Annotated in this window: 17 protein-coding genes; 9 read left to right on the top strand and 8 right to left on the bottom strand. The window is 40.2% G+C overall.

The annotated features are described in order from the left end of the window. Positions 1-63: 63 nt before the first annotated feature. Entirely contained in the window at positions 64-2,070 is a 2,007-nt protein-coding gene (tkt, locus tag MCO_RS04520) for a transketolase (protein ID WP_007552889.1), read from the bottom strand. Positions 2,071-2,401: 331 nt separating this feature from the next. Here tkt and MCO_RS04525 point away from each other — a divergent pair, with 331 nt between their 5' ends. Beyond that, positions 2,402-2,677, top strand: a complete 276-nt coding sequence (locus MCO_RS04525; RefSeq protein WP_007552890.1) for a DUF4164 domain-containing protein — start codon at positions 2,402-2,404, stop codon at positions 2,675-2,677. A 12-nt stretch (positions 2,678-2,689) separates the two neighbouring features. Continuing rightward, on the top strand, positions 2,690-3,067 hold the full coding sequence (locus tag MCO_RS04530) for a cell division protein ZapA (RefSeq protein WP_007552891.1): 378 nt from the start codon (positions 2,690-2,692) through the stop codon (positions 3,065-3,067). 172 nt (positions 3,068-3,239) lie between these two features. Here MCO_RS04530 and pyk read toward each other — a convergent pair whose 3' ends face one another. Both pyk and MCO_RS04540 read right to left on the bottom strand, forming a co-directional pair. Continuing rightward, positions 3,240-4,676 carry a pyruvate kinase gene (pyk, locus tag MCO_RS04535; protein ID WP_007552892.1) on the bottom strand — a complete coding sequence of 479 codons (1,437 nt, stop codon included), beginning with the start codon at positions 4,674-4,676 and terminating at the stop codon, positions 3,240-3,242. Continuing rightward, entirely contained in the window at positions 4,673-5,218 is a 546-nt protein-coding gene (locus tag MCO_RS04540; RefSeq protein ID WP_007552893.1) for a DUF1036 domain-containing protein, read from the bottom strand. The genes pyk and MCO_RS04540 overlap by 4 nt, the downstream gene beginning before the upstream one ends. Before the next feature lie 235 nt (positions 5,219-5,453). Between MCO_RS04540 and MCO_RS04545 the strand changes: the two genes are divergently transcribed. Both MCO_RS04545 and MCO_RS04550 read left to right on the top strand, forming a co-directional pair. Next, the gene (locus MCO_RS04545; RefSeq protein WP_007552894.1) at positions 5,454-5,711 is read left to right on the top strand and encodes a DUF2312 domain-containing protein; all 258 of its coding nucleotides are present in this window, start codon (positions 5,454-5,456) and stop codon (positions 5,709-5,711) included. 1,190 nt (positions 5,712-6,901) lie between these two features. Continuing rightward, a complete protein-coding gene (locus tag MCO_RS04550; protein WP_007552896.1) occupies positions 6,902-7,465 on the top strand; it encodes a GNAT family N-acetyltransferase in 564 nt (187 codons plus the stop codon). 35 nt (positions 7,466-7,500) lie between these two features. Here the strand turns inward: MCO_RS04550 and MCO_RS04555 are convergent, their stop codons facing one another. The 3 genes from MCO_RS04555 to MCO_RS04565 all read right to left on the bottom strand — a co-directional run bounded on the left by MCO_RS04555 (position 7,501) and on the right by MCO_RS04565 (position 10,477). Next, positions 7,501-9,333 carry an ABC-F family ATP-binding cassette domain-containing protein gene (locus tag MCO_RS04555; protein ID WP_007552897.1) on the bottom strand — a complete coding sequence of 611 codons (1,833 nt, stop codon included), beginning with the start codon at positions 9,331-9,333 and terminating at the stop codon, positions 7,501-7,503. After that, positions 9,333-9,740 carry a glycine zipper domain-containing protein gene (locus MCO_RS04560; protein ID WP_007552898.1) on the bottom strand — a complete coding sequence of 136 codons (408 nt, stop codon included), beginning with the start codon at positions 9,738-9,740 and terminating at the stop codon, positions 9,333-9,335. The genes MCO_RS04555 and MCO_RS04560 overlap by 1 nt, the downstream gene beginning before the upstream one ends. A 101-nt stretch (positions 9,741-9,841) precedes the next feature. Next, entirely contained in the window at positions 9,842-10,477 is a 636-nt protein-coding gene (locus MCO_RS04565; RefSeq protein ID WP_007552899.1) for a thiamine diphosphokinase, read from the bottom strand. Between the two features lie 159 nt (positions 10,478-10,636). On the opposite strand from MCO_RS04565, the gene MCO_RS04570 reads away from it, so the two are divergent. Then, a complete protein-coding gene (locus MCO_RS04570; protein WP_007552900.1) occupies positions 10,637-12,190 on the top strand; it encodes a M48 family metalloprotease in 1,554 nt (517 codons plus the stop codon). A gap of 173 nt (positions 12,191-12,363) precedes the next feature. Here MCO_RS04570 and MCO_RS04575 read toward each other — a convergent pair whose 3' ends face one another. Then, complete coding sequence (locus MCO_RS04575) at positions 12,364-13,275, bottom strand: RNA polymerase factor sigma-32 (protein ID WP_007552901.1); 912 nt, start codon at positions 13,273-13,275, stop codon at positions 12,364-12,366. A 560-nt stretch (positions 13,276-13,835) separates the two neighbouring features. On the opposite strand from MCO_RS04575, the gene MCO_RS04580 reads away from it, so the two are divergent. The 3 genes from MCO_RS04580 to MCO_RS04590 all read left to right on the top strand — a co-directional run bounded on the left by MCO_RS04580 (position 13,836) and on the right by MCO_RS04590 (position 16,677). Continuing rightward, positions 13,836-15,425, top strand: coding sequence for a hypothetical protein (locus MCO_RS04580; protein WP_007552902.1), 1,590 nt, complete (start codon positions 13,836-13,838; stop codon positions 15,423-15,425). 21 nt (positions 15,426-15,446) lie between these two features. Continuing rightward, entirely contained in the window at positions 15,447-15,785 is a 339-nt protein-coding gene (fdxA, locus tag MCO_RS04585) for a ferredoxin FdxA (protein ID WP_040298828.1), read from the top strand. 307 nt (positions 15,786-16,092) lie between these two features. Then, on the top strand, positions 16,093-16,677 hold the full coding sequence (locus MCO_RS04590) for a CarD family transcriptional regulator (protein WP_007552905.1): 585 nt from the start codon (positions 16,093-16,095) through the stop codon (positions 16,675-16,677). 626 nt (positions 16,678-17,303) lie between these two features. Here the strand turns inward: MCO_RS04590 and rpmF are convergent. Continuing rightward, the gene (gene rpmF / locus MCO_RS04595) at positions 17,304-17,483 is read right to left on the bottom strand and encodes a 50S ribosomal protein L32 (protein ID WP_004857790.1); all 180 of its coding nucleotides are present in this window, start codon (positions 17,481-17,483) and stop codon (positions 17,304-17,306) included. 345 nt (positions 17,484-17,828) lie between these two features. On the opposite strand from rpmF, the gene MCO_RS04600 reads away from it, so the two are divergent. Continuing rightward, entirely contained in the window at positions 17,829-18,731 is a 903-nt protein-coding gene (locus MCO_RS04600; RefSeq protein WP_007552907.1) for a polyprenyl synthetase family protein, read from the top strand. Positions 18,732-19,044 lie beyond the last annotated feature (313 nt).

A 19,044-nucleotide genomic window follows, 5' to 3' on the forward strand; every position in this document is an offset into this window, starting at 1 on the left:
TTTGTCACAATAGTGCACAAAATACTGTACCAACACAAAAACCATTCATCGCAACGTGAACAATCATTTCATATTTTCCTTACTGAGTTTTCCAAGCTCTTTTTCAACGGTAGTCACCACATTTTCACAAGTGATACCGAAATGCGCGTAAAGCGCATCAATCATCCCACTTGCACCAAACCCTTCCATACCAATAAACACACCATCACAGCCAATAAAGCGATCCCATCCTTGCCGAACAGCAGCTTCAATGGCAACTTTAATTGGAGCATCTCCAATGAGAGCACGCTGATAGGAGAGAGATTGCTGCGCAAAGAGCTCAAAACAAGGCACAGAAACCACCCGCGTTGGAATACCTTTTTCCTCTAAAACAGCATGCACCTTCACCGCAATTTGCAATTCTGAACCGGAAGCAAACAGTGTCACCTGCGCATCATCACTTGCTGTTAGTAATTCATAAGCGCCAAGCATACAAAGATTTTCTTCTTCATATTCTTGTCGCAAAAGTGGTAAATTTTGTCGGCTCAAAGCTAAAGTGGAAGGTGTCTTTCGTGCTTTCAAAGCCAATTGCCAACACTCAACCGTCTCCATAGCATCCGCAGGGCGAAAAACCAGATGATTAGGCATTGCACGCAAGGAAGCTAAATGCTCCACAGGTTGATGGGTAGGACCATCTTCACCAAGACCAATAGAATCATGGGTCATGACATAAATCACCCGCAAACCCATGAGAGAAGAAAGGCGCATGGCAGGACGCATATAGTCAGAAAAGCATAAAAAGGTTCCCCCATAGGGAATAAAGCCTCCGTGAAGGGCAAGACCATTCATCACCGCTCCCATCGCATGTTCGCGAATTCCATAATGGATATAGCGCCCTGAAAAATCTTCAGCAGAAATACTTTTCATCTGGCTGCTTTTTGTATTATTAGATCCGGTTAAATCAGCAGAACCACCAATGGTTTCACTAACGATTTCATTTATAACTTCAAGAGCCATTTCCGAAGCTTTACGCGTAGCAACAACAGGGCACTCTTCGCTAAGGCGCTGTTTATAAGCATCAATAGCGCCATCAAATCCGCCCAAGAGATCACCCCGCATCAACCTTTCAAACTCCACCCGTTCTGACACAGGAAGAGCAGCTAATTTTTCTTCCCATTTTTGTCTTTTTTTAGCAGCATTGAGACCAGCCAAACGCCAATCATCGAGAATATCTGCTGGAATAACGAAAGGCTCAACATCCCACCCCAAAGCGATGCGGGTTTCAGCAATTTCTCGTGCTCCTAAAGGAGCTCCATGGACTTTATTGGTTCCCGCTTTATTTGGTGCTCCAAAGCCTATAGTTGTTTTGCAAGCGATCAAAGTTGGTTTATCGGAATTTCGAGCAACCTCAATGGCACGTGCGAGTGCTGCTTGATCATGCCCATCAACTTTATATGCATCCCAACCAGACGCTTTAAAACGCGCTATTTGATCTGTACTATCAGCAAGAGAAATTTCTCCATCAATGGAAATATTATTATCATCCCACAACACGATAAGTTTATTGAGTTTTAAATGTCCCGCAAGGGAAAGTGCTTCTTGGGAAATCCCTTCCATAAGACAGCCATCCCCTACCAATGCGTAAGTGTAATGGTTGATGAGATCACCAAAACGCGCATTCTGCAAGCGCTCAGCAAGCGCCATCCCCACAGCATTAGCCAATCCCTGCCCAAGAGGTCCAGTGGTTGTTTCGACTCCTACAGCGTGCCCATACTCTGGATGCCCAGCAAGCTTTGACCCTAATTGGCGAAATTTTTTGAGATCCTCAAGGGAGATATCTTCATAACCAGACAGATACAGTAAGGCATAAAGCAACATAGACCCATGCCCAGCAGATAACACAAAACGATCACGGTCGGGCCAATGAGGATTTTTAGGATCATGGGCAAGAAACTTTGTATAAAGAACGGTAGCAATATCAGCTGCTCCCATTGGCAAACCAGGATGACCAGAATTTGCTGTTTCAATCGCATCAATAGCAAGAAAACGGATAGCATTGGCCATCTGATTCTGTTGTTCTGTATTTGTCATGAATGATAGACCATTTCGTTAAATAGTTATTTTATTGCTTCTTCCGTATTCTCTTAATTTTTTGAGAAATACTGTTTTTTAATCCTCAGCATGAGACTTTATCGCTTAAGATAACATTAATAACATTCCCCTCACGCATCCTTCATATACAGTACATTTATGCCAATACTTTCAAAAAATCCAGCTTTTAATTAACATGTATCCCCTGCTTTGCTTGCTAAAATGTCCTACATACTTAAAAATAAAATTCACGCAAGAAAAGAATAATGAATGATTCGTTTTTGCATAAAGAACTGATAAAGGATACAACGACCTAAAGGATAAAAATATCATGAACCAAGAAACTACGGTTCTGCCACAAGCTTTAGAGCAACTGGAAAAAGCACTAAGAACCTTAGAGTTCACCATTATAAACCGCAACGCCGTTATTGATAAAAACAACGAATGGGAAGAGGAAATTCAACGAATGAACGCTGATCGTAGCCATCTTGCCCAAGCACTTGACAAAGCCGAAGCCCAAGTCGAGCGGCTAGAAGCAGTGAACAAAGAAGTTTCCAAACGTTTAATCAAAGCAATGGAAACGATTCGTGTCATAATTGATAGATAAAGGTTTAAAGACATGGAAACCGTTTCAGTCACAATTGATGGTAAAAATTATCGCATGGCTTGCAATAAAGGACAAGAAGACCATCTTATTGAACTTGCAGCCCGATTAGACCAATATATCACACATTTGAAGAAAAATTTTGGCGAAATTGGTGACCACCGTCTGTCGGTTATGGCCGGCATTATGATTATTGACGAAATGGAAGAAATAAAACGAGAAAATAAAAAACTACAAGAAGATTACGAGACTCTTTTACGACTTCATAATGAAAGGGATCGTACCATGGGAAAGATTGTACGAAATACAACGGAGCGGATTGAAAAGCTCACCAATCAATTGCTCAAAGATGAACAAAACAATATTGATTTTCAACAACAAGAAAACTCATAAATGCGCAACTGTGCTCTTATCAACCAGAAAAACAATGCTCAAAGACTAGTATGATCATCCCAATTGTAGCAGCACAATGGTGAAAAATCGTGCAAATTACAAAAGCAGTAGCAGTAGATGAACAAACTGCTCTTTCAAGAAAAAGCAAAGCAGGACAAGTAGGTGTTGCTATTTAAACACCTCTCATTCCGTCTTGAGAAACAGAAGCGATACGCAATAAATTTGTAGCACCAGGTGTACCAAGGGGAACGCCTGCTGTCACAAGGAAGCGATCTCCTACTTGGCAAAAACCTTCTTGAAAGACAATCGCCGCCGCTCGGTCAACCATATCCTCCAAATCTCGCGCATCTTCAGTGACAACACAATGCAGCCCCCAAACCAAAGCCAATCGCCGCGCTGTTTCCACAATAGGAGATAAAGCAATAATGGGTCTATTCGGACGCTCCCGTGATGCACGCACACCCGTTGTCCCTGAAGCAGTATAGGCAACGATAGCTGCTAATGCTAGTGTTTCGGCAATCTGGCGCGCCGCAAGAGAAATCGCATCTGTTCCCGTTGTTTCTGGAGCAGGATGCTGTGCCCCAACCTGAGCTGCATAAGTGCGATCTTGCTCGATTTGCTGAGCAATCCGGTCCATCATAAGCACAGCCTCTTCAGGATAAAGACCAGACGCAGATTCAGCAGACAACATCACGGCATCGCTTCCCGCATAAACAGCTGTAGCAACATCAGATACTTCTGCACGTGTTGGAACAGAAGATGTAATCATTGACTCGAGCATTTGTGTCGCCACCACAACAGGCTTTCCAGCTAAACGACAAGCCTTTATCAGCTCCATTTGAATGGCAGGAATTTTTTCCAACGGCATTTCCACCCCGAGATCTCCCCGTGCAATCATAATACCATCGGAAATCTCAATAATTTTCTCTATATGTTCCAAAGCTTGCGGTTTTTCGATTTTAGCCATCAAAGCAACTTTGCTTTTCGTTAACCGGCGCACCTCCATAATATCTTCTGGACGTTGAATAAAAGAAAGAGCAACCCAATCAACAGGCTGTTCTAAAAGAGCCTGAAGATCAGCCTTATCCTTTGATGTCATCGAACCAAAAGGCAAAATTGTATCGGGAAGACTCACGCCTTTTCGATCAGCAATATGCGTTCCAGCAACCACACGACACTGAACAGAGTGACCATCACAAACTTGCGCACACAATTCCAACTTTCCATCATCAATCAACAGCCGATCCCCCGGTTTAACAACCGTAAGGACATCTGCGTGCGGAAAAAAAACACGCTGTGCATCGCCAAGTACATCACGACCATCTAAGGTAAAATTCTGCCCAACACGCAAATTCTCTTGACCTTTAGCAAAACAGCCAATGCGCAATTTTGGTCCCTGTAGATCCACTAAAATGCCGATTGGTCGTTGAGTATTTTTTTCGACCTGCCGTATGCGCTTTACCAAATCACACATTGTTTTACGGTCAGTGTGACTCATATTCAGACGAAAAACATCTGTTCCAGCCATAAAAAGCTTTTCAATCATCCCAATGGAAAAAGAAGAAGGACCGAGAGTGGCAATAATTTTTACCTTACGTGCGCGCTTCATGGTGAAAAATCTCCTGAAAGACGAGAAGAATGTACAACCGAATCACCAAACAAAGACTCATCAGTCAACTGCACCATCCAACTAATTTGATTGCCTGTATCAATTTCTTTAAACTCAGCCTTTTGATAGCCTCGGGGGAAACAATCATGAACCCCTTGAATGGTAAACTGACTATCCTGCACACACATAGTTACAGAACCGGGCCAGTTCCCTTTTTTCTGTGCACCCTCCGCATAAAAATAATAATACCGCGAAGCAAGGGGACCATCAATTAAAGTTTTACACTCTGTTACGGGTACCATCCACCATCCTTCGCTTACCCAACCTGAAAGCGTACGATAGCCAAGGGCGACACCAACAGGCTGCTGGGTCATATTACAAACTCTAAAATCAGCTTTTGCAAAATTAACAAGCGGAAAAAAAAGCAGAACGCTCAAGAGAAAAACCCTCAGTCCTTGCTGCAACACCCATTGCCGATTTCTGGGCTGCTTTTTGTCAACCATAAAACTCCCTTTATGACATAAGTCCTTAAAACAAAACATACATCCCTTCTTTTCTTTTTTTTAAGAACTTTTCAAATGTAGACAGAGATATCTTTAATTCTTTTCTGGTCCTTATTGCCTTTTTGTCAATGCAAATTTTCAAAATTTTACAAAATATTTAAAGACAATTTGTAAAAAAAGTGTACAGCTTGATTAATTTTCTGTTTTTCAAGCTTTTCCAACACAAATTTATTGCCCAAAATAGCTTAACATAGATTATCTGGAGAAACATGCAATGAATACAGTAACTGACCAAACACACGCTATATCCGTAAACCAATTACGTGCTTTTATTGAACGTATAGAACGGCTAGAAGAAGAAAAAAAAACCATTTCCGATGATATTAAAGAAGTTTATGCCGAACTGAAAGGATCTGGTTTTGATAGTAAAGCTGTTCGAAGCATTATACGGTTGCGTAAAAAAGAAGATCATGAACGCATGGAAGAAGAAGCCGTCATCCAACTTTATAAAAACGCGCTTGGGATGAGTTAGCACGGGCGTGTATCTTTTTTTCATATAAAAATTCAAGTTCCAACATATATCTTTTTTTGCGCACAAGAACTTCTCTTCCAGTGCTGTCGACAGACGCTCAAATGCGCGTTATCGCAGTAATCCAGCGCTGGCTTAGAGAATCTTGTTGAATTTTTTCATTTCATCCTGCAAAGCAGCGATTTGTTCAAGCAACTTTTCAACGCAACAGTCCTGCTTGTAAAATAATTTGCAAAACGCCGTTCTTTCCCCAAAGATCATAAACGGACAAAGAAGAGGCAGCCATCTAACTTAAAAAAAATGGCTTTTTATGAGTTAACACCATTGATGACACCAAACATTTTCTCAAAAGATTAAAGAGACAATGAAAAATATAAAAAATGCATAAACCCCCATAAATTTCTGCTAGAAGTTTTAACAGTGCACAATGTGCAACAAAATATCGGCAAGACATTGCGCAACTTAAAAATGAACCCCTTAAACGGCATAGAAGATCATATAGTCTCTCTCTCTTAAACCCAGAAGAGTTCTTAATATTTCAATCGGTCATGCAAAACGCGAAATGAGGAGAAAAACGAGGTTGAAGCAAAGACATTGAACTATACTATATTGCATTTTGCACAAATCAAATGACAAAAGCCGATACAAAACCAGAATAGGATGCAAACAGTTGAAGATATAAAAAAGCAAAATGATGTTTAAAAGTAAATTGCACAATCACTTAAGATTAAGAAAATACTGAACCGTCACAGAGTAACAAATTCACCATAGTGGATCAAATCACCAATATATTGATATATTGAGCATTCCAAATTTATACACAAGCAGCAATAAGAACATCGTTAATACGCGTAAAATGAACTTATGTATTAAAATATAAAACCAATAATAAACAAGACGCTTTCCATCTTATAGTAAGCTTATAAGATTTTCATAAAGTGGGGAATTTAAAAATATAAAAACCACCGTAAAGTGTAATCAAGAACAACAATACATTATCAAAATAAAATTATGTGCAACGACTTTTAACTTTTTGCTCTATTCTACCATCCCTTATGCAAAAGTTGTCGTTTTTGATAAAATTTATAGTTGATTTCCTATTTTTCGAGGCTGATTCCATCAAAAAGGAAAAAGGCATTTGAAAAATTACATGACAAAGATGCGGGATCATAAATTTCTATAAGGAGAGGACTATGGGAATCAAAACAAAACGAACAATTTCCACATTGATCAGTTTAGAAGATGCAAGTGAAGTGTCCTCCTATTACCTGCGCAATGCGAACTATTTACATCCTTTTGAACCGGAAAGACCCGATAACTACCATACCCTAACAGCTTGGAAAACACGAGCAAATGCGTTCGCTTATGAGAGTGCTCAAGAACAAGCATACCGATATGTCGTACGATTAAAAAATGAGAGCACAATCATTGCCGTCGTTAACTTTACAAATGTGGTTCGTGGTGTTTTTCAAGCCTGTCATCTTGGTTTTTCTCTTGATGAAAAACAACAAGGCAAAGGCCTCATGTTCGAGATTTTATCTACCCTGATCGTTCATGTCTTTCGTGTCTATCGCTTGCATAGAATTATGGCAAACACCATGCCCGAGAATATCAAAAGTAGAATTTTATTAGAGCGCCTTGGTTTTGAAAAAGAAGGCCGTGCCAGAGATTATCTGATGATTGCCGGTGAATGGAGAGATCACATTCTAACCTCTCGAATTAATGATTCTTACGTCTCCATTAATAAATCAGAATAAGGTGTTTTTGCAAAATATTCAAAGTAAGATAATATTCAGGCCTCACGAGACCCCGAAGACTTTTCTTTTTCTACTTCTTCGCGCAAAAGTTCAAGTTCTAACCATTCTTCTTCCTTTTGCATACAAAGCGCTTGTTTTTCTTGAAGCATTGTAGAAAGACTCTCAAAACGAGCTTTATCACAACTATAGAGTGCTGGATCAGAAAGTTCTTGTTCAATTTTTTTTATCTCGTTCTGTAAAGCAGCGATTTGTTCAGGCAATTTTTCCAGCGCATAAACTTGCTTGTAAGACAATTTGTGGGACACCATTTTTTCCCTCGATAGCCCCTGTTTTGTATGATTTTGCACATGAGGTTTTGAGAACTCTTTACGCGCTAAAACAGCTTGCTTGCTCTGTGCCATCATATCACTATAACCACCAGCGTATAAAATCCAGCGGCCATCACCTTGGGGCGCCAACACATGCGTTACAGTGCGATCTAAAAAATCTCTATCATGACTGATCAACAGTACTGTCCCCGCAAAATCAGCAATAAACTCCTGTAACAAATCCAATGTTTCCATATCCAAATCATTGGTCGGTTCATCGAGAATCAAAAAATTTGCTGGACGTGACAGCAGCCGTGCAAGCATGAGACGCGCTCTTTCTCCACCTGAAAATTCTTTGAGTGGTGTGCGCGCTTGTTCAGGTAAAAACAAAAAGTCTTTCATATAAGAAACAACATGCCGCTCTTGCCCATTGATCAAAAGAGTATCACCCCTCCCTCCCGTGAGATAATGCGCTAAAGTTTCTTCTCCATTTAAAGTACGCTGTTGATCAAGCAACGCCATAGAAAGGTTATACCCATGCTTCAACGTCCCGCTATCGGCCTCTTCTTTGCCAATTAAAATAGAAAGTAATGTTGTTTTTCCAATACCATTGGGACCCACTAAACCAATCCGATCTCCACGTTGAATACGCAAAGAGAAATCTTTCACAATAACGTGATCATCATAAGATTTTGAAATTCGTTTTGCTTCAAGCACCAATTGACCGGAATTATGGCTTTTAGCAGCTGTCAAAAGTGCATTTCCCGGTTGCCCTTTATAGGTTTGATGCTGCTGTCTTAATTCTTTTAACGCCCCTAAACGGCGCACATTACGTTTACGCCGTGCCGTTACCCCATAGCGCAACCATTGTTCTTCACGAGCAATCTGTCGTCCCAATTTATGTTGTTCTAAAGCTTCTTCTTCAAGCGCCTTATCACGCCAATTCTCAAACTCTGAAAAACGCTTCTCCAACCTCTTTGTGGTTCCCCGATCAAGCCATACTGTTGAATGCGTAACATTTTCTAAAAATCGCCGATCATGCGAAATTACCACAATGGCCGAACGCAAAGAACACAAAACACCCTCAAGCCATTCGATAGTTGGTAAATCAAGATGATTGGTTGGTTCATCCAACAAAAGAATATCTGGTTTTGCTGCAATAGCCTGCAACAATGAAACACGGCGCTTTTCCCCACCAGAAAGCGTTTCCAACTTCTCAGTTCCTGAAAAACCAAGTTTTGCCAGAAGTGTGTTTATCCATTGCACATCGGGTGCATCATCCAGACCAGCTTCTACAAAGGCGTAAATATTTTCAAAGCCTGAACAATCAGGATTTTGCGAGACATAACGAACAGTGACCCGAGGGTGGCGAAAAATTTCCCCATCACCGGGCTCACTTATCCCCGCCGCAATTTTTAGTAGCGTAGACTTTCCACAACCATTACGTCCCACCAATGCAATACGCGCCCCTTGCTCTACCGACAAGCAAGCGTGGTCGAGCAAAGGGGTCGATCCAAAAGTTAGGAAAATGCGGTCAAGCCGCAGCAGCGGCGCCGCCATTAACGAACGCGTCTAGAACAAGGCGCCTGATACTTAACACCTCTTCCATCACGGTAAGTGCACAATTTTGGCATATGTGGCGCTTGGACTCGGTGAGCACAAGGTGCTTGATAAATCTCACCTCTGTGAGTACGATATGTGCACATTGGTGACTGCTGAACAATAACCTGTCTTTGCTGTCTTTGTTGATTTACAGCAGCACCTGTCACTGTTCCCGCCAAAGCACCAAATGCTGCACCCGTTAGCGCTGCTCCAGGCGTGCTTCCAGCAATCGCTGTCCCAGCTAAAGCACCTATTGCTGCTCCACCTACACCATAACGGGCAACACGTTGATCATTGACAGAACAAGCCACTGTACTTAAACCGATAGCTGAAACAACTGCTACTTTTAAAATTGACTTTAACATATAAAAAACTCTCCTTTTCGAGATCAATACATAAATATATTATTCATGCCGGCACTTAATCACTGCCCCCCTCTGCCTTATTCAAATATACCGGAAGAGCTTTATGGAATAGGTACAGACGCCAACAATATAGCTTTCCCAGAACCTAATTTGCAAGAAAAGGTTCCACAAATACGGTTAGAAAGTGTCAAAGAAGACCCAAATGACACATTTTTGTCACAGAGAGGCCATTTTACACCTGAGAGGGTTAATCCGTGTAAATCAGAAAAACCGATAATACTAAACAAACACCCCTCAGGTAAATCATACGAAAAAGGCTTTGGCAAAACCGGCCAGCCTTCTTCAAAACCACTCGTCAACAACACTGCAATACCCTTTTCGGCCATCACCAATGCTTGCGTCATATGAGAAAGACTGTGATCACTTCTTTCACCACCAAAAGCACCACACAAAATAAGCCTTTTGGCACCATTTTGCAGAGCTCTTTCACATGCTAGAGCACTATCGGTCATATCTTTATCAGAAGGAAAAACCTCACGCGGAACATCACAATATTTGTCTATGAGAGACTGATCAGATGAATCGAAATCTCCCAACCACAACTCAGGAATCACATTCAGCGCTGCTGCATGACGCATTCCACCATCGGCAGCAATCACTCTACTGTTGTGAATTTGGCTACGCAAACGATCAGTGATACAAACATTTCCATTTAACAATATTGTAAACGCTGTCATGCCATACTCTGCCTTTCGTAAGATTTCTTCTTATAGCGTTATTTATAAAAATAGACTTTTTTTATAGATAATAACCATGATAGAACCGAAAAGAATCCTCTTCAAAAAGCTTCTTTCCCAAAAGCTCCTTTATTGTAAAAAACACATACAAAGATACAAATGAAATTTGCCAAAATACAATTAGAAGACACTGTGCCCCCAGAAAACACCGTACACAATGATCAAAAGTGTCCACTTTTTCAACGAGACTTTCTGTTTCGCCCCCAAATGTATAAAGCAACTCTCATAAGCTTAATGCTTCTCCTTTCTGCTTGTCATACGCGTCTCTCACATAACAACATACCTTTTTCTTCAAGTTCTTCTGAAACAATTAAATGTACCAGCAAAAACAATATCTATGTCACATTAAGAGCTATACAACACCCCCGCATTTTACAAACATATGGCGGCGCATACTATGATGCAAAACTTGAACGCCTCTTAGCAAATATTGTGCGTAAACTCACGGTTGTGTCACAAGGTTCTCATCAAAGCTATTCTGTAACAATTTTAGACTCCGAGAGTATCAATGCCTTTGCTCTCCCAGGCGGCTACATCTACATAACCCGCGGCATGTTAGCCTTAGCCAATGATTCTTCAGAAGTTGCAGCAATTTTAGCCCATGAGATAGCCCATATTATTGCCAATCACGGCATTTTACGCCTTAAAAAAGAAGCCGAATTGAAGATGACAAATCATATGTCACCACACCTTCTCTCTTCCAACGAAAAAAAACCTCATAACTCCATTAACAACAAGCAACAACTTGCGCAATTTTCACGCAATCAAGAACTGGAAGCCGATTCAATCGCACTCGAAATGGTCAAACGAGCAGGATATGACCCTTTCGCATTACCACGTTTTTTACAATCACTAGAAGCTTATAATGCCTTTCGTAATAGCTCCAGAACTTCAAATACTTCCTTAGACTTTTTAGCAACACACCCAACAACTCCGCAACGGATTCTCCGTGCGATAGAAAAAGCACGAAGAATAAGTACAGCAAACATAAAAAACACTAATCGTGATTCTTTTCTCAAAAGCATTGATGGCATGATTTTCGGTGGCAACTCTCATACAGGTTTTGTACGAGAAAACCAATTTATCCACCCGCAACTGCGTGTAACTTTTTCCGTTCCACACAATTTCATAATAGAGACTTCAGAGAACACTGTTTGGGCCAGCGGAATGGGTAAAACTGCCATTCGTTTTGATGCACTACCACATACTGATGAAATCTCTGCAAGCGATTACTTAAAAAGTGGCTGGATTATGGGGCTTGATGAGTCCTCTGTCCGCCCAATAACAATCCAAGGTCTTCTTGGAGCACATGCCCATGCGGCCAATAAGCAATGGCAGTTTGATGTAGTTGTCATTTTATTCAACAAACACCTCTTTCGTTTCCTTACCGCATCCCCACATAATTCTCAAAATTTTGAAGCGATTGCCGAAAGAACAGTACAAAGCTTTCATCCCCTTACATCATCACAGTTAAAAAAGCTAAAACCCTTGAGAATCCGCGTTGTGAGCGTTAAACAGGGAGAAAGCGTTGCAAGCCTTGCCAATAAAATGCAAAACACAACGCATAAAGAAAAATTTTTTCGCATTCTCAACGCACTCTCCCCAACCCAGACTTTACCCGTAGGTACAAACGTTAAAATTATCACAGAGTAATCCCCCATTCTTGTCTGTACTTTTGATTCCCTCCTATCCTCTTTCTTATACAATTCTTAATATATTTTTCCCACGCGGATCTCGTTAACCTTTGAAACCATCCCCCATGGCTCTCACACACTTCTTATTGTCCAACCTCACTTCAGATTGTCTTCTTGAAAAACCTTCAATGCTTATATCTCATATGCATCTGCTGAATGAACCGTAAGGAGAGCAGAACGTAGCTTTTGCAAAGCACGTGCTTCAATTTGACGCACTCGCTCTTTCGAGATTCCCAACTTTTCACCTAAAACTTCTAAAGTGGCTCCCTCTTCATTCAAGCGACGAAAACGAATAATTTCAAGCTCACGTTCATTAAGAATTTGCAACGCATCATAAAGCCATTGTGTACGCCGTTGTCCGTCAATCACCTGCTCAATTAAGGCATCAGGAAGAGGGCTATCATCCACGAGAGCATCCATTTTAGCAATGGGGTTATCACTATTCTCAGAAACAGAAACGCTCAAAGAATTATCAGAACTAGAAAAACGAAAATCCATTGTTTCAACATCACGGACTGAAACTCCGAGTTTTTCAGCAATCGTGCGAAAAATATCTTGTTTAGTTAAAGCACTATCATCCTGTATTAATTTCGCCCGCAAACGTCGTAGATTAAAGAAAAGCGCTTTTTGCGAAGAACTGGTTCCCCCTCGAACAATAGACCAATTTCGTAAAATATAATCTTGAATAGAAGCACGTATCCACCACGTTGCATAAGTAGAAAAACGGACCTCCCGATCAGGCTCGAAACGCGCAGCAGCTTCCAGCAAGCCCACATAACCTTCTTGTACCAGATCCCCCAACGGCATTTTAAAACGTTTAAAACGGTTAGCAATCGCAATCACCAAACGCATATGCGCCGCTGCAATTTGATGCATAGCGTCATCATCGCGTTTATCTTTCCATCGCAGAGCTAAATCATGCTCTTTTTGTCGTTCAAGATAAGGTGCTTGCATAGCAGAACGCATCATATTGCGTCCCAAGCTTTTATCTACGCCGTTATAATTTTTACTGTTTTTATAGACAGCATTTGAAAGATTACCCATAATAACCCCTTGCGATTAAAATTATCAAAGTTGATTTGGCAACGACACCATCATTCTTTTTCAAAGAAGAACGTAAAAGTTGTAATTTTTATGTCACTACTTTAGCGTGTAAATTTATAATCGCAATTGTTTTTTTACAGTCATTGTAAAACTTATTATCAGAATATACAGATTCATGAGTAAAACAGCGATATAATATACGCCTCTTACCCGTAAGAAATGCGCGAAAAAGCTTTGTCTTCACCTCTCCAAGAAAAGAACGAAAAAAATAAGCTAGCCAGCTAAAATAAATGCTGTTTTGTTTAATTATCGACTTACTTGCTTTTTGAGCAAAGAATTTATTTTATACTTTCAGCTTCACAATACAATTAATGCGTGCAATAAACATATATAACACGCAAAAAATGAATAAAAAGAGAAATACCTAAAATTTAAAAACAAAAAGAAGCTGCAAAAACAACAAGAAAGATTGAAGCAAATATAACAAACATGTTAAAGGAGCAGCACAATGATAAAATTGTCAAGAATAAGCTTTTACCAGTGTAGCACTGAGAAAGAAAATGATCATGGATAGCAAGATTGTTCAACGCAATGAGATTCTTCAAGATGATATTTTTATTGAAAAACACGGGAATGGCAGATTTGAAGGTTTTCGTTTTTATGCCGATAAGAACAATACTGCTCAAACAATTAACACGCCAAACTTAACAGATGTGAGAGATGAAGATTTGATTCTCGCCTTTACCAAACGTGCAACGCGTTTCTGTGCTTGTGCTAATGGAGACCTTACACTCAGTTCTGATGGAATTGTACGTTGGATTGGTCAACCGGTGGGACAACTTGTTGCAACAGAGAATCTTTTAAAACCCAAACTCGTTGTTCTAGCAGATGCTCAATTAACAGGAGAAGCCCGCACTAATGTAGTGAAAAGACTAGAGCGTTTTGTGACTTTTCATTTTGAAACGGCTTTAAAACCACTGTTTGATTTGCAAAATGCCGATAGCTTGACGGATTCAACAAGCAGCCTTGCCGCACAACTTGTCAACTCTTTAGGAATCTTACCTCGTCGAGAAGTAGCTGAAATCGTTAAAGGTCTCAACCAAGAATCACGGGCAGTGCTCCGGCGGCTAGGTGTGCGTTTTGGTGCTTTTCATATCTATGTTATAGGAATGCTTAAACCCGCTCCTGTCCAAGCAATTACTCTGCTATGGAACCTTCAAAATGAAGGTCATGACCAAGCTGGCTTGAATGAAATTTTTGCGGCTTTGTCTGCAGGACGAACTTCCCTCGTTGTTGATCCCACATATAACCGTCAATTTTATCAGTTAGCCGGTTATCGAATCTTAGGGCAGCGTGCTGTGCGCGTTGATATTTTAGAGCGTCTTGCAAACCTCATCCGCCCTACACTTCATTGGAAACAAGGGAGTGAACCAAAACCCGATGGCGCCTATGATGGCAAAAGTTTTTTTGTTACATCCACAATGATGTCTATTCTTGGAGCCAATGGAACCGATATGGAAGAGATTCTTAAAGGACTTGGTTATCAAGCGCATGCCATCAACAGTGCTGTATTTGAACAAAACCTCCTTGCACACGAAGCCTCTTCCCATGCATGTACCACAACAGAAGATGTTCCTGTGGCAGAATGCGTTGGTGACCAATGGCAAACAATGAAAGCTTTGGAAACAATACAAGGAGAAAAAAGTGTCTTATCCACTTGTGTTGGAACACAACCCAATATCATAGTCAACACCATAGATTGTTTACCAGCAGCCGAACCTGTGGGCGACTTTGCCAAACAAAAACGTATCGCAACAGAAGATAAAGTCATTCTACTATGGCGTTATCATCATCATTCTCACAACCACGCACACAAAAACCGTGATAAATCTGGACACAAATGGCAAAACAAACAAAAAAAATCTTTTAAGAAAAGGGCAAACGTGAATGAAAATACCCTGCAAGAAGCAGCATTACACACCAAACACTCTTATAAGTCCAGCAAATCTCACACCAAACGTGCAAATAATAAACCACCTAGGAGAGAAATGCGCCCGAATCTTGATTCACCATTTGCAAAATTAGCTGCGCTACGCGATCAACTCACAAATGATAAAAGCACACATACATTTTCTTCCAAAGATCACTAAAATAACAAATGGAGTTTGATCTTGGCTTATGTAGTAACCGACAACTGCATTCATTGCAAATATACTGATTGCGTTGAAGTTTGCCCTGTTGATTGTTTTTACGAAGGAGAAAATATGCTTGTCATTCATCCCGATGAATGTATCGATTGTGGTGTCTGCGAACCAGAATGTCCAGCAGAAGCCATTAAGCCTGATACAGAACCAGGATTAGAAAAATGGCTAGAGCTCAATCTTCAATATGCAACCAAATGGCCTAATTTAACCACCCGAAAAGACCCGCTTCCTCAAGCAAAAGAAATGGATGGTGTTCCGGATAAATTAGAAAAGTATTTTTCAGAAAATCCAGGCAGCGGCGAATAATAACCTACAGTACACACTGCGCTCCTTCAAAAATTGAGAATATTCTCTTGTAAAAATAAAAATTCTTAAGCGAAATGATTGATTCTTTTGAATTTTGATGTTAATGCTATTTTAACATGATCATCTTTCTAAGTATTTTCTCTTTGCTTTTTGCTTATAAAGCAAGGTGTTTTTGTTGAATTTAAAAGTACTCAACTTTTATGCTCATTAAATTTGTATATTATACTTGGTTAAAGAACATTCAGCGTTCAGGTTCATAGCCTGCTTTCCAGTACATTTTTTGGTCATAAAGGGAGTAAACTAAAATATGGCATCCCAACACGGAACGTCCTCCAATGCTAAAGAATTTGCAACCTCTGAATATATCGTCTACCCTACCCATGGAGTAGGGCAAATTATAGCGATTGAAGATCAAGAAGTTGCAGGACATAAATTAAAACTCTTTGTTATTCATTTTGCAAAAGATAAAATGGATGTCAAAGTACCGGTTGCAAAAGCCATTTCTGTTGGAATGCGCAAATTATCTGCTGTCGATTCTGTTGAGCGCGCATTAAAAATCTTGCGCGGGAAAGCACGTGTTAAACGAACCATGTGGTCACGCCGTGCTCAAGAATATGATACTAAAATCAATTCAGGTGATCTTATGTGTATTGCGGAAGTAGTGCGTGATCTTTTTCGCTCAAATTTACAGCCCGAACAATCTTATTCCGAACGCCAGCTCTATACCGCTGCACTAGAGAGAATGGCTCGTGAAATTGCTGTTATTAATAATCTTTCCGAAACAGAAGCCATCAATCTCATAGAAATGCATCTCTCAAACAAGCCAGAGCGCGAATTTAAATCCGAGAGAGATGAGGCTAATACGAACAGCAACACTGTATACGCTGCGTAATAATAAGCTAAGATATTTTTAATAATAAAATAAAACCAGCGATATGCTGGTTTTTTTTATCCATGAGTCTTCATAAACAAAAAAACATTTGATGGGAAATCCGCTAAGTTGCTTCATCTCAAAATATTTTGGTGGAATTGTCCACGACATGAATAACATTACAAACTTACATCTTAAAAATGATATTTTAATCTTCCTGTAGCACTCTTTATCGAATGAATCTAATATGTACTCAGAAAGATAATTCCGTTACCAAGCTTATTAACACTGTTCAAGGACTTTTGCTGAGTCTTTACAAATGACATATGCCCCATAAATTGGCACGCACAACCTTTCAAGTCTCTTTATCAAGATGACAAGATGACAAGCAAATCAACTTTATCCACACCGATAACAGCAAGAAAACTCTGACATAACCTCACACAGAGCGCACTTCACACAAAGTGTGCACACAAAAAGCTCAAACTCCTTGTCAAGATGACACAACAGCCGCAAATCTACCGTACAATAGGAAAGCCTTACCATCGGTACCCCCCTTTTTTTAAGAAGAACCGAAAAGAGCGTATCACCAGCACACGCGCCCGCCTATGATCAAATAAACCTTAGCCTAGTAAGGAGATAAAATCTCAATCTTTAGGGGGCAAAACTGAACGTCCGCGATACATCCCAGTCTTCAAATCGATGTGATGGGGGCGACGTAATTCACCAGAATTTTTATCTTCGATATAAGTTGGCGCCTTCAAGGCATCAGCCGAACGGCGCATACCCCGCTTCGAAGGAGAGGTTTTTCGTTTAGGTACAGCCATAAAGAGACACTCCAAATCCACTAAAAAAGAAGAGGCAATGTCAAAAACGACAAAGCCTTTGTCAAAAAATTAGAAAATCTGATAGCCTTATACACTGATTAAAAAGAAGAGACAATGTTAAAAATGGTAATACTATTACCAAAAATGACAGTTTCTTGCACTGATTGAAGCCTTCTCATGAGATTTTCATTCAGTTTTTGTTTGGCTTTAACAGAGACTTCCGCTTACAGTAGGTATAAACGAGTAATTAATTTTTAATAAAAACCTCTGCAAAAGGACCAAAATAAGAAAAAGCCTCTCTTTTGAAATTCCAGAACCCCATTTTTAAAAATAAAGGAAGCATAAATGCATGAATTTACCACCCTTCTTGCAGAACATAGGCGCACCGTTGAAAGGCGACTTGATACACTGTTAAGTGATCAAGTTCAAAATGGTGAAATTGCCCGTCCTGAAATCCTCATCCAAGCCATGCGCTACGGTGTACTGAATGGTGGAAAACGTTTACGTCCTTTTCTTGTTATGCAAAGTGCGGCACTGTTTGATATCCCTACTGAACACTCTCTTGATATTGCATGTGCCTTAGAATGTGTTCACTGTTACTCACTCATTCATGATGATCTTCCCGCTATGGATAACGACACACTCCGACGTGGACAACCCACAGTTCATAGAGCATTTGATGAAGCAACAGCAATTCTAGCAGGCAGTGCTCTCCTAACATTTGCCTTTGAAATCATTGCCCATAAAGCCAATACACTCTCCTTTGATACCAGAATAGAACTAATTACAGCTCTTGCACAATCTGCAGGAGTTGGTGGTATGGTAGGCGGACAAATGCTTGACCTTGAAGCGGAAAAAAAACCACAAGAGGGCACCAACATTATCACTCTACAACGCATGAAAACAGCCGCTCTGATAAGCTTTGCTTGCCAAGCAGGTGCAATAATCGGCAATGCATCCAAAGAATTAACGAAACAACTTGCTACTTTTGGAACATATCTCGGTTTAGCCTTCCAATTGACGGATGATCTTCTAGATGTCACCGCCAAAAGCGAAGTCCTAGGAAAAACAGCTGGGAAAGATGAAACAGCACATAAAGCGACTTTTGTTCGTCTTTATGGCATTGAAGAAACACAAAAAAAGCGAGACGAACTCATCGTTAAAGCAGAAGCACTTTTACACCCTTTTGGAGCTAAAGCAAAACCACTCCAACAAGCTGCCCACTTTAGTGCAACACGAAAAAATTAATCTCAATCTGCTCCATTGTGCACCACCATCTCTACTTAATAAAAATACAAGGTAAACACTATTATTCTATTTATCAACTCTCAATGTTGCCAGCAACCCTTGGTGCTTAAAAGCATTCATGAGAGACATTTATTCCTTTCTTAAACGATTTTTATACACCACCCTCCTTTGTGACGAGCAAAGATATGATTTTGATTGATTCAATATACACCAATTTAAAATGAAAAAATCCCACAATAAGCTGGAGCTCCTATTCAATAGGAATAGCAAATTATCACTATAAATAAAAATGTTATCCCACTCTTAAATCGCA

Source organism: Bartonella sp. DB5-6 (genome assembly GCF_000278115.1).
Classification (GTDB): Bacteria; Pseudomonadota; Alphaproteobacteria; order Rhizobiales; family Rhizobiaceae; genus Bartonella; species Bartonella refiksaydamii.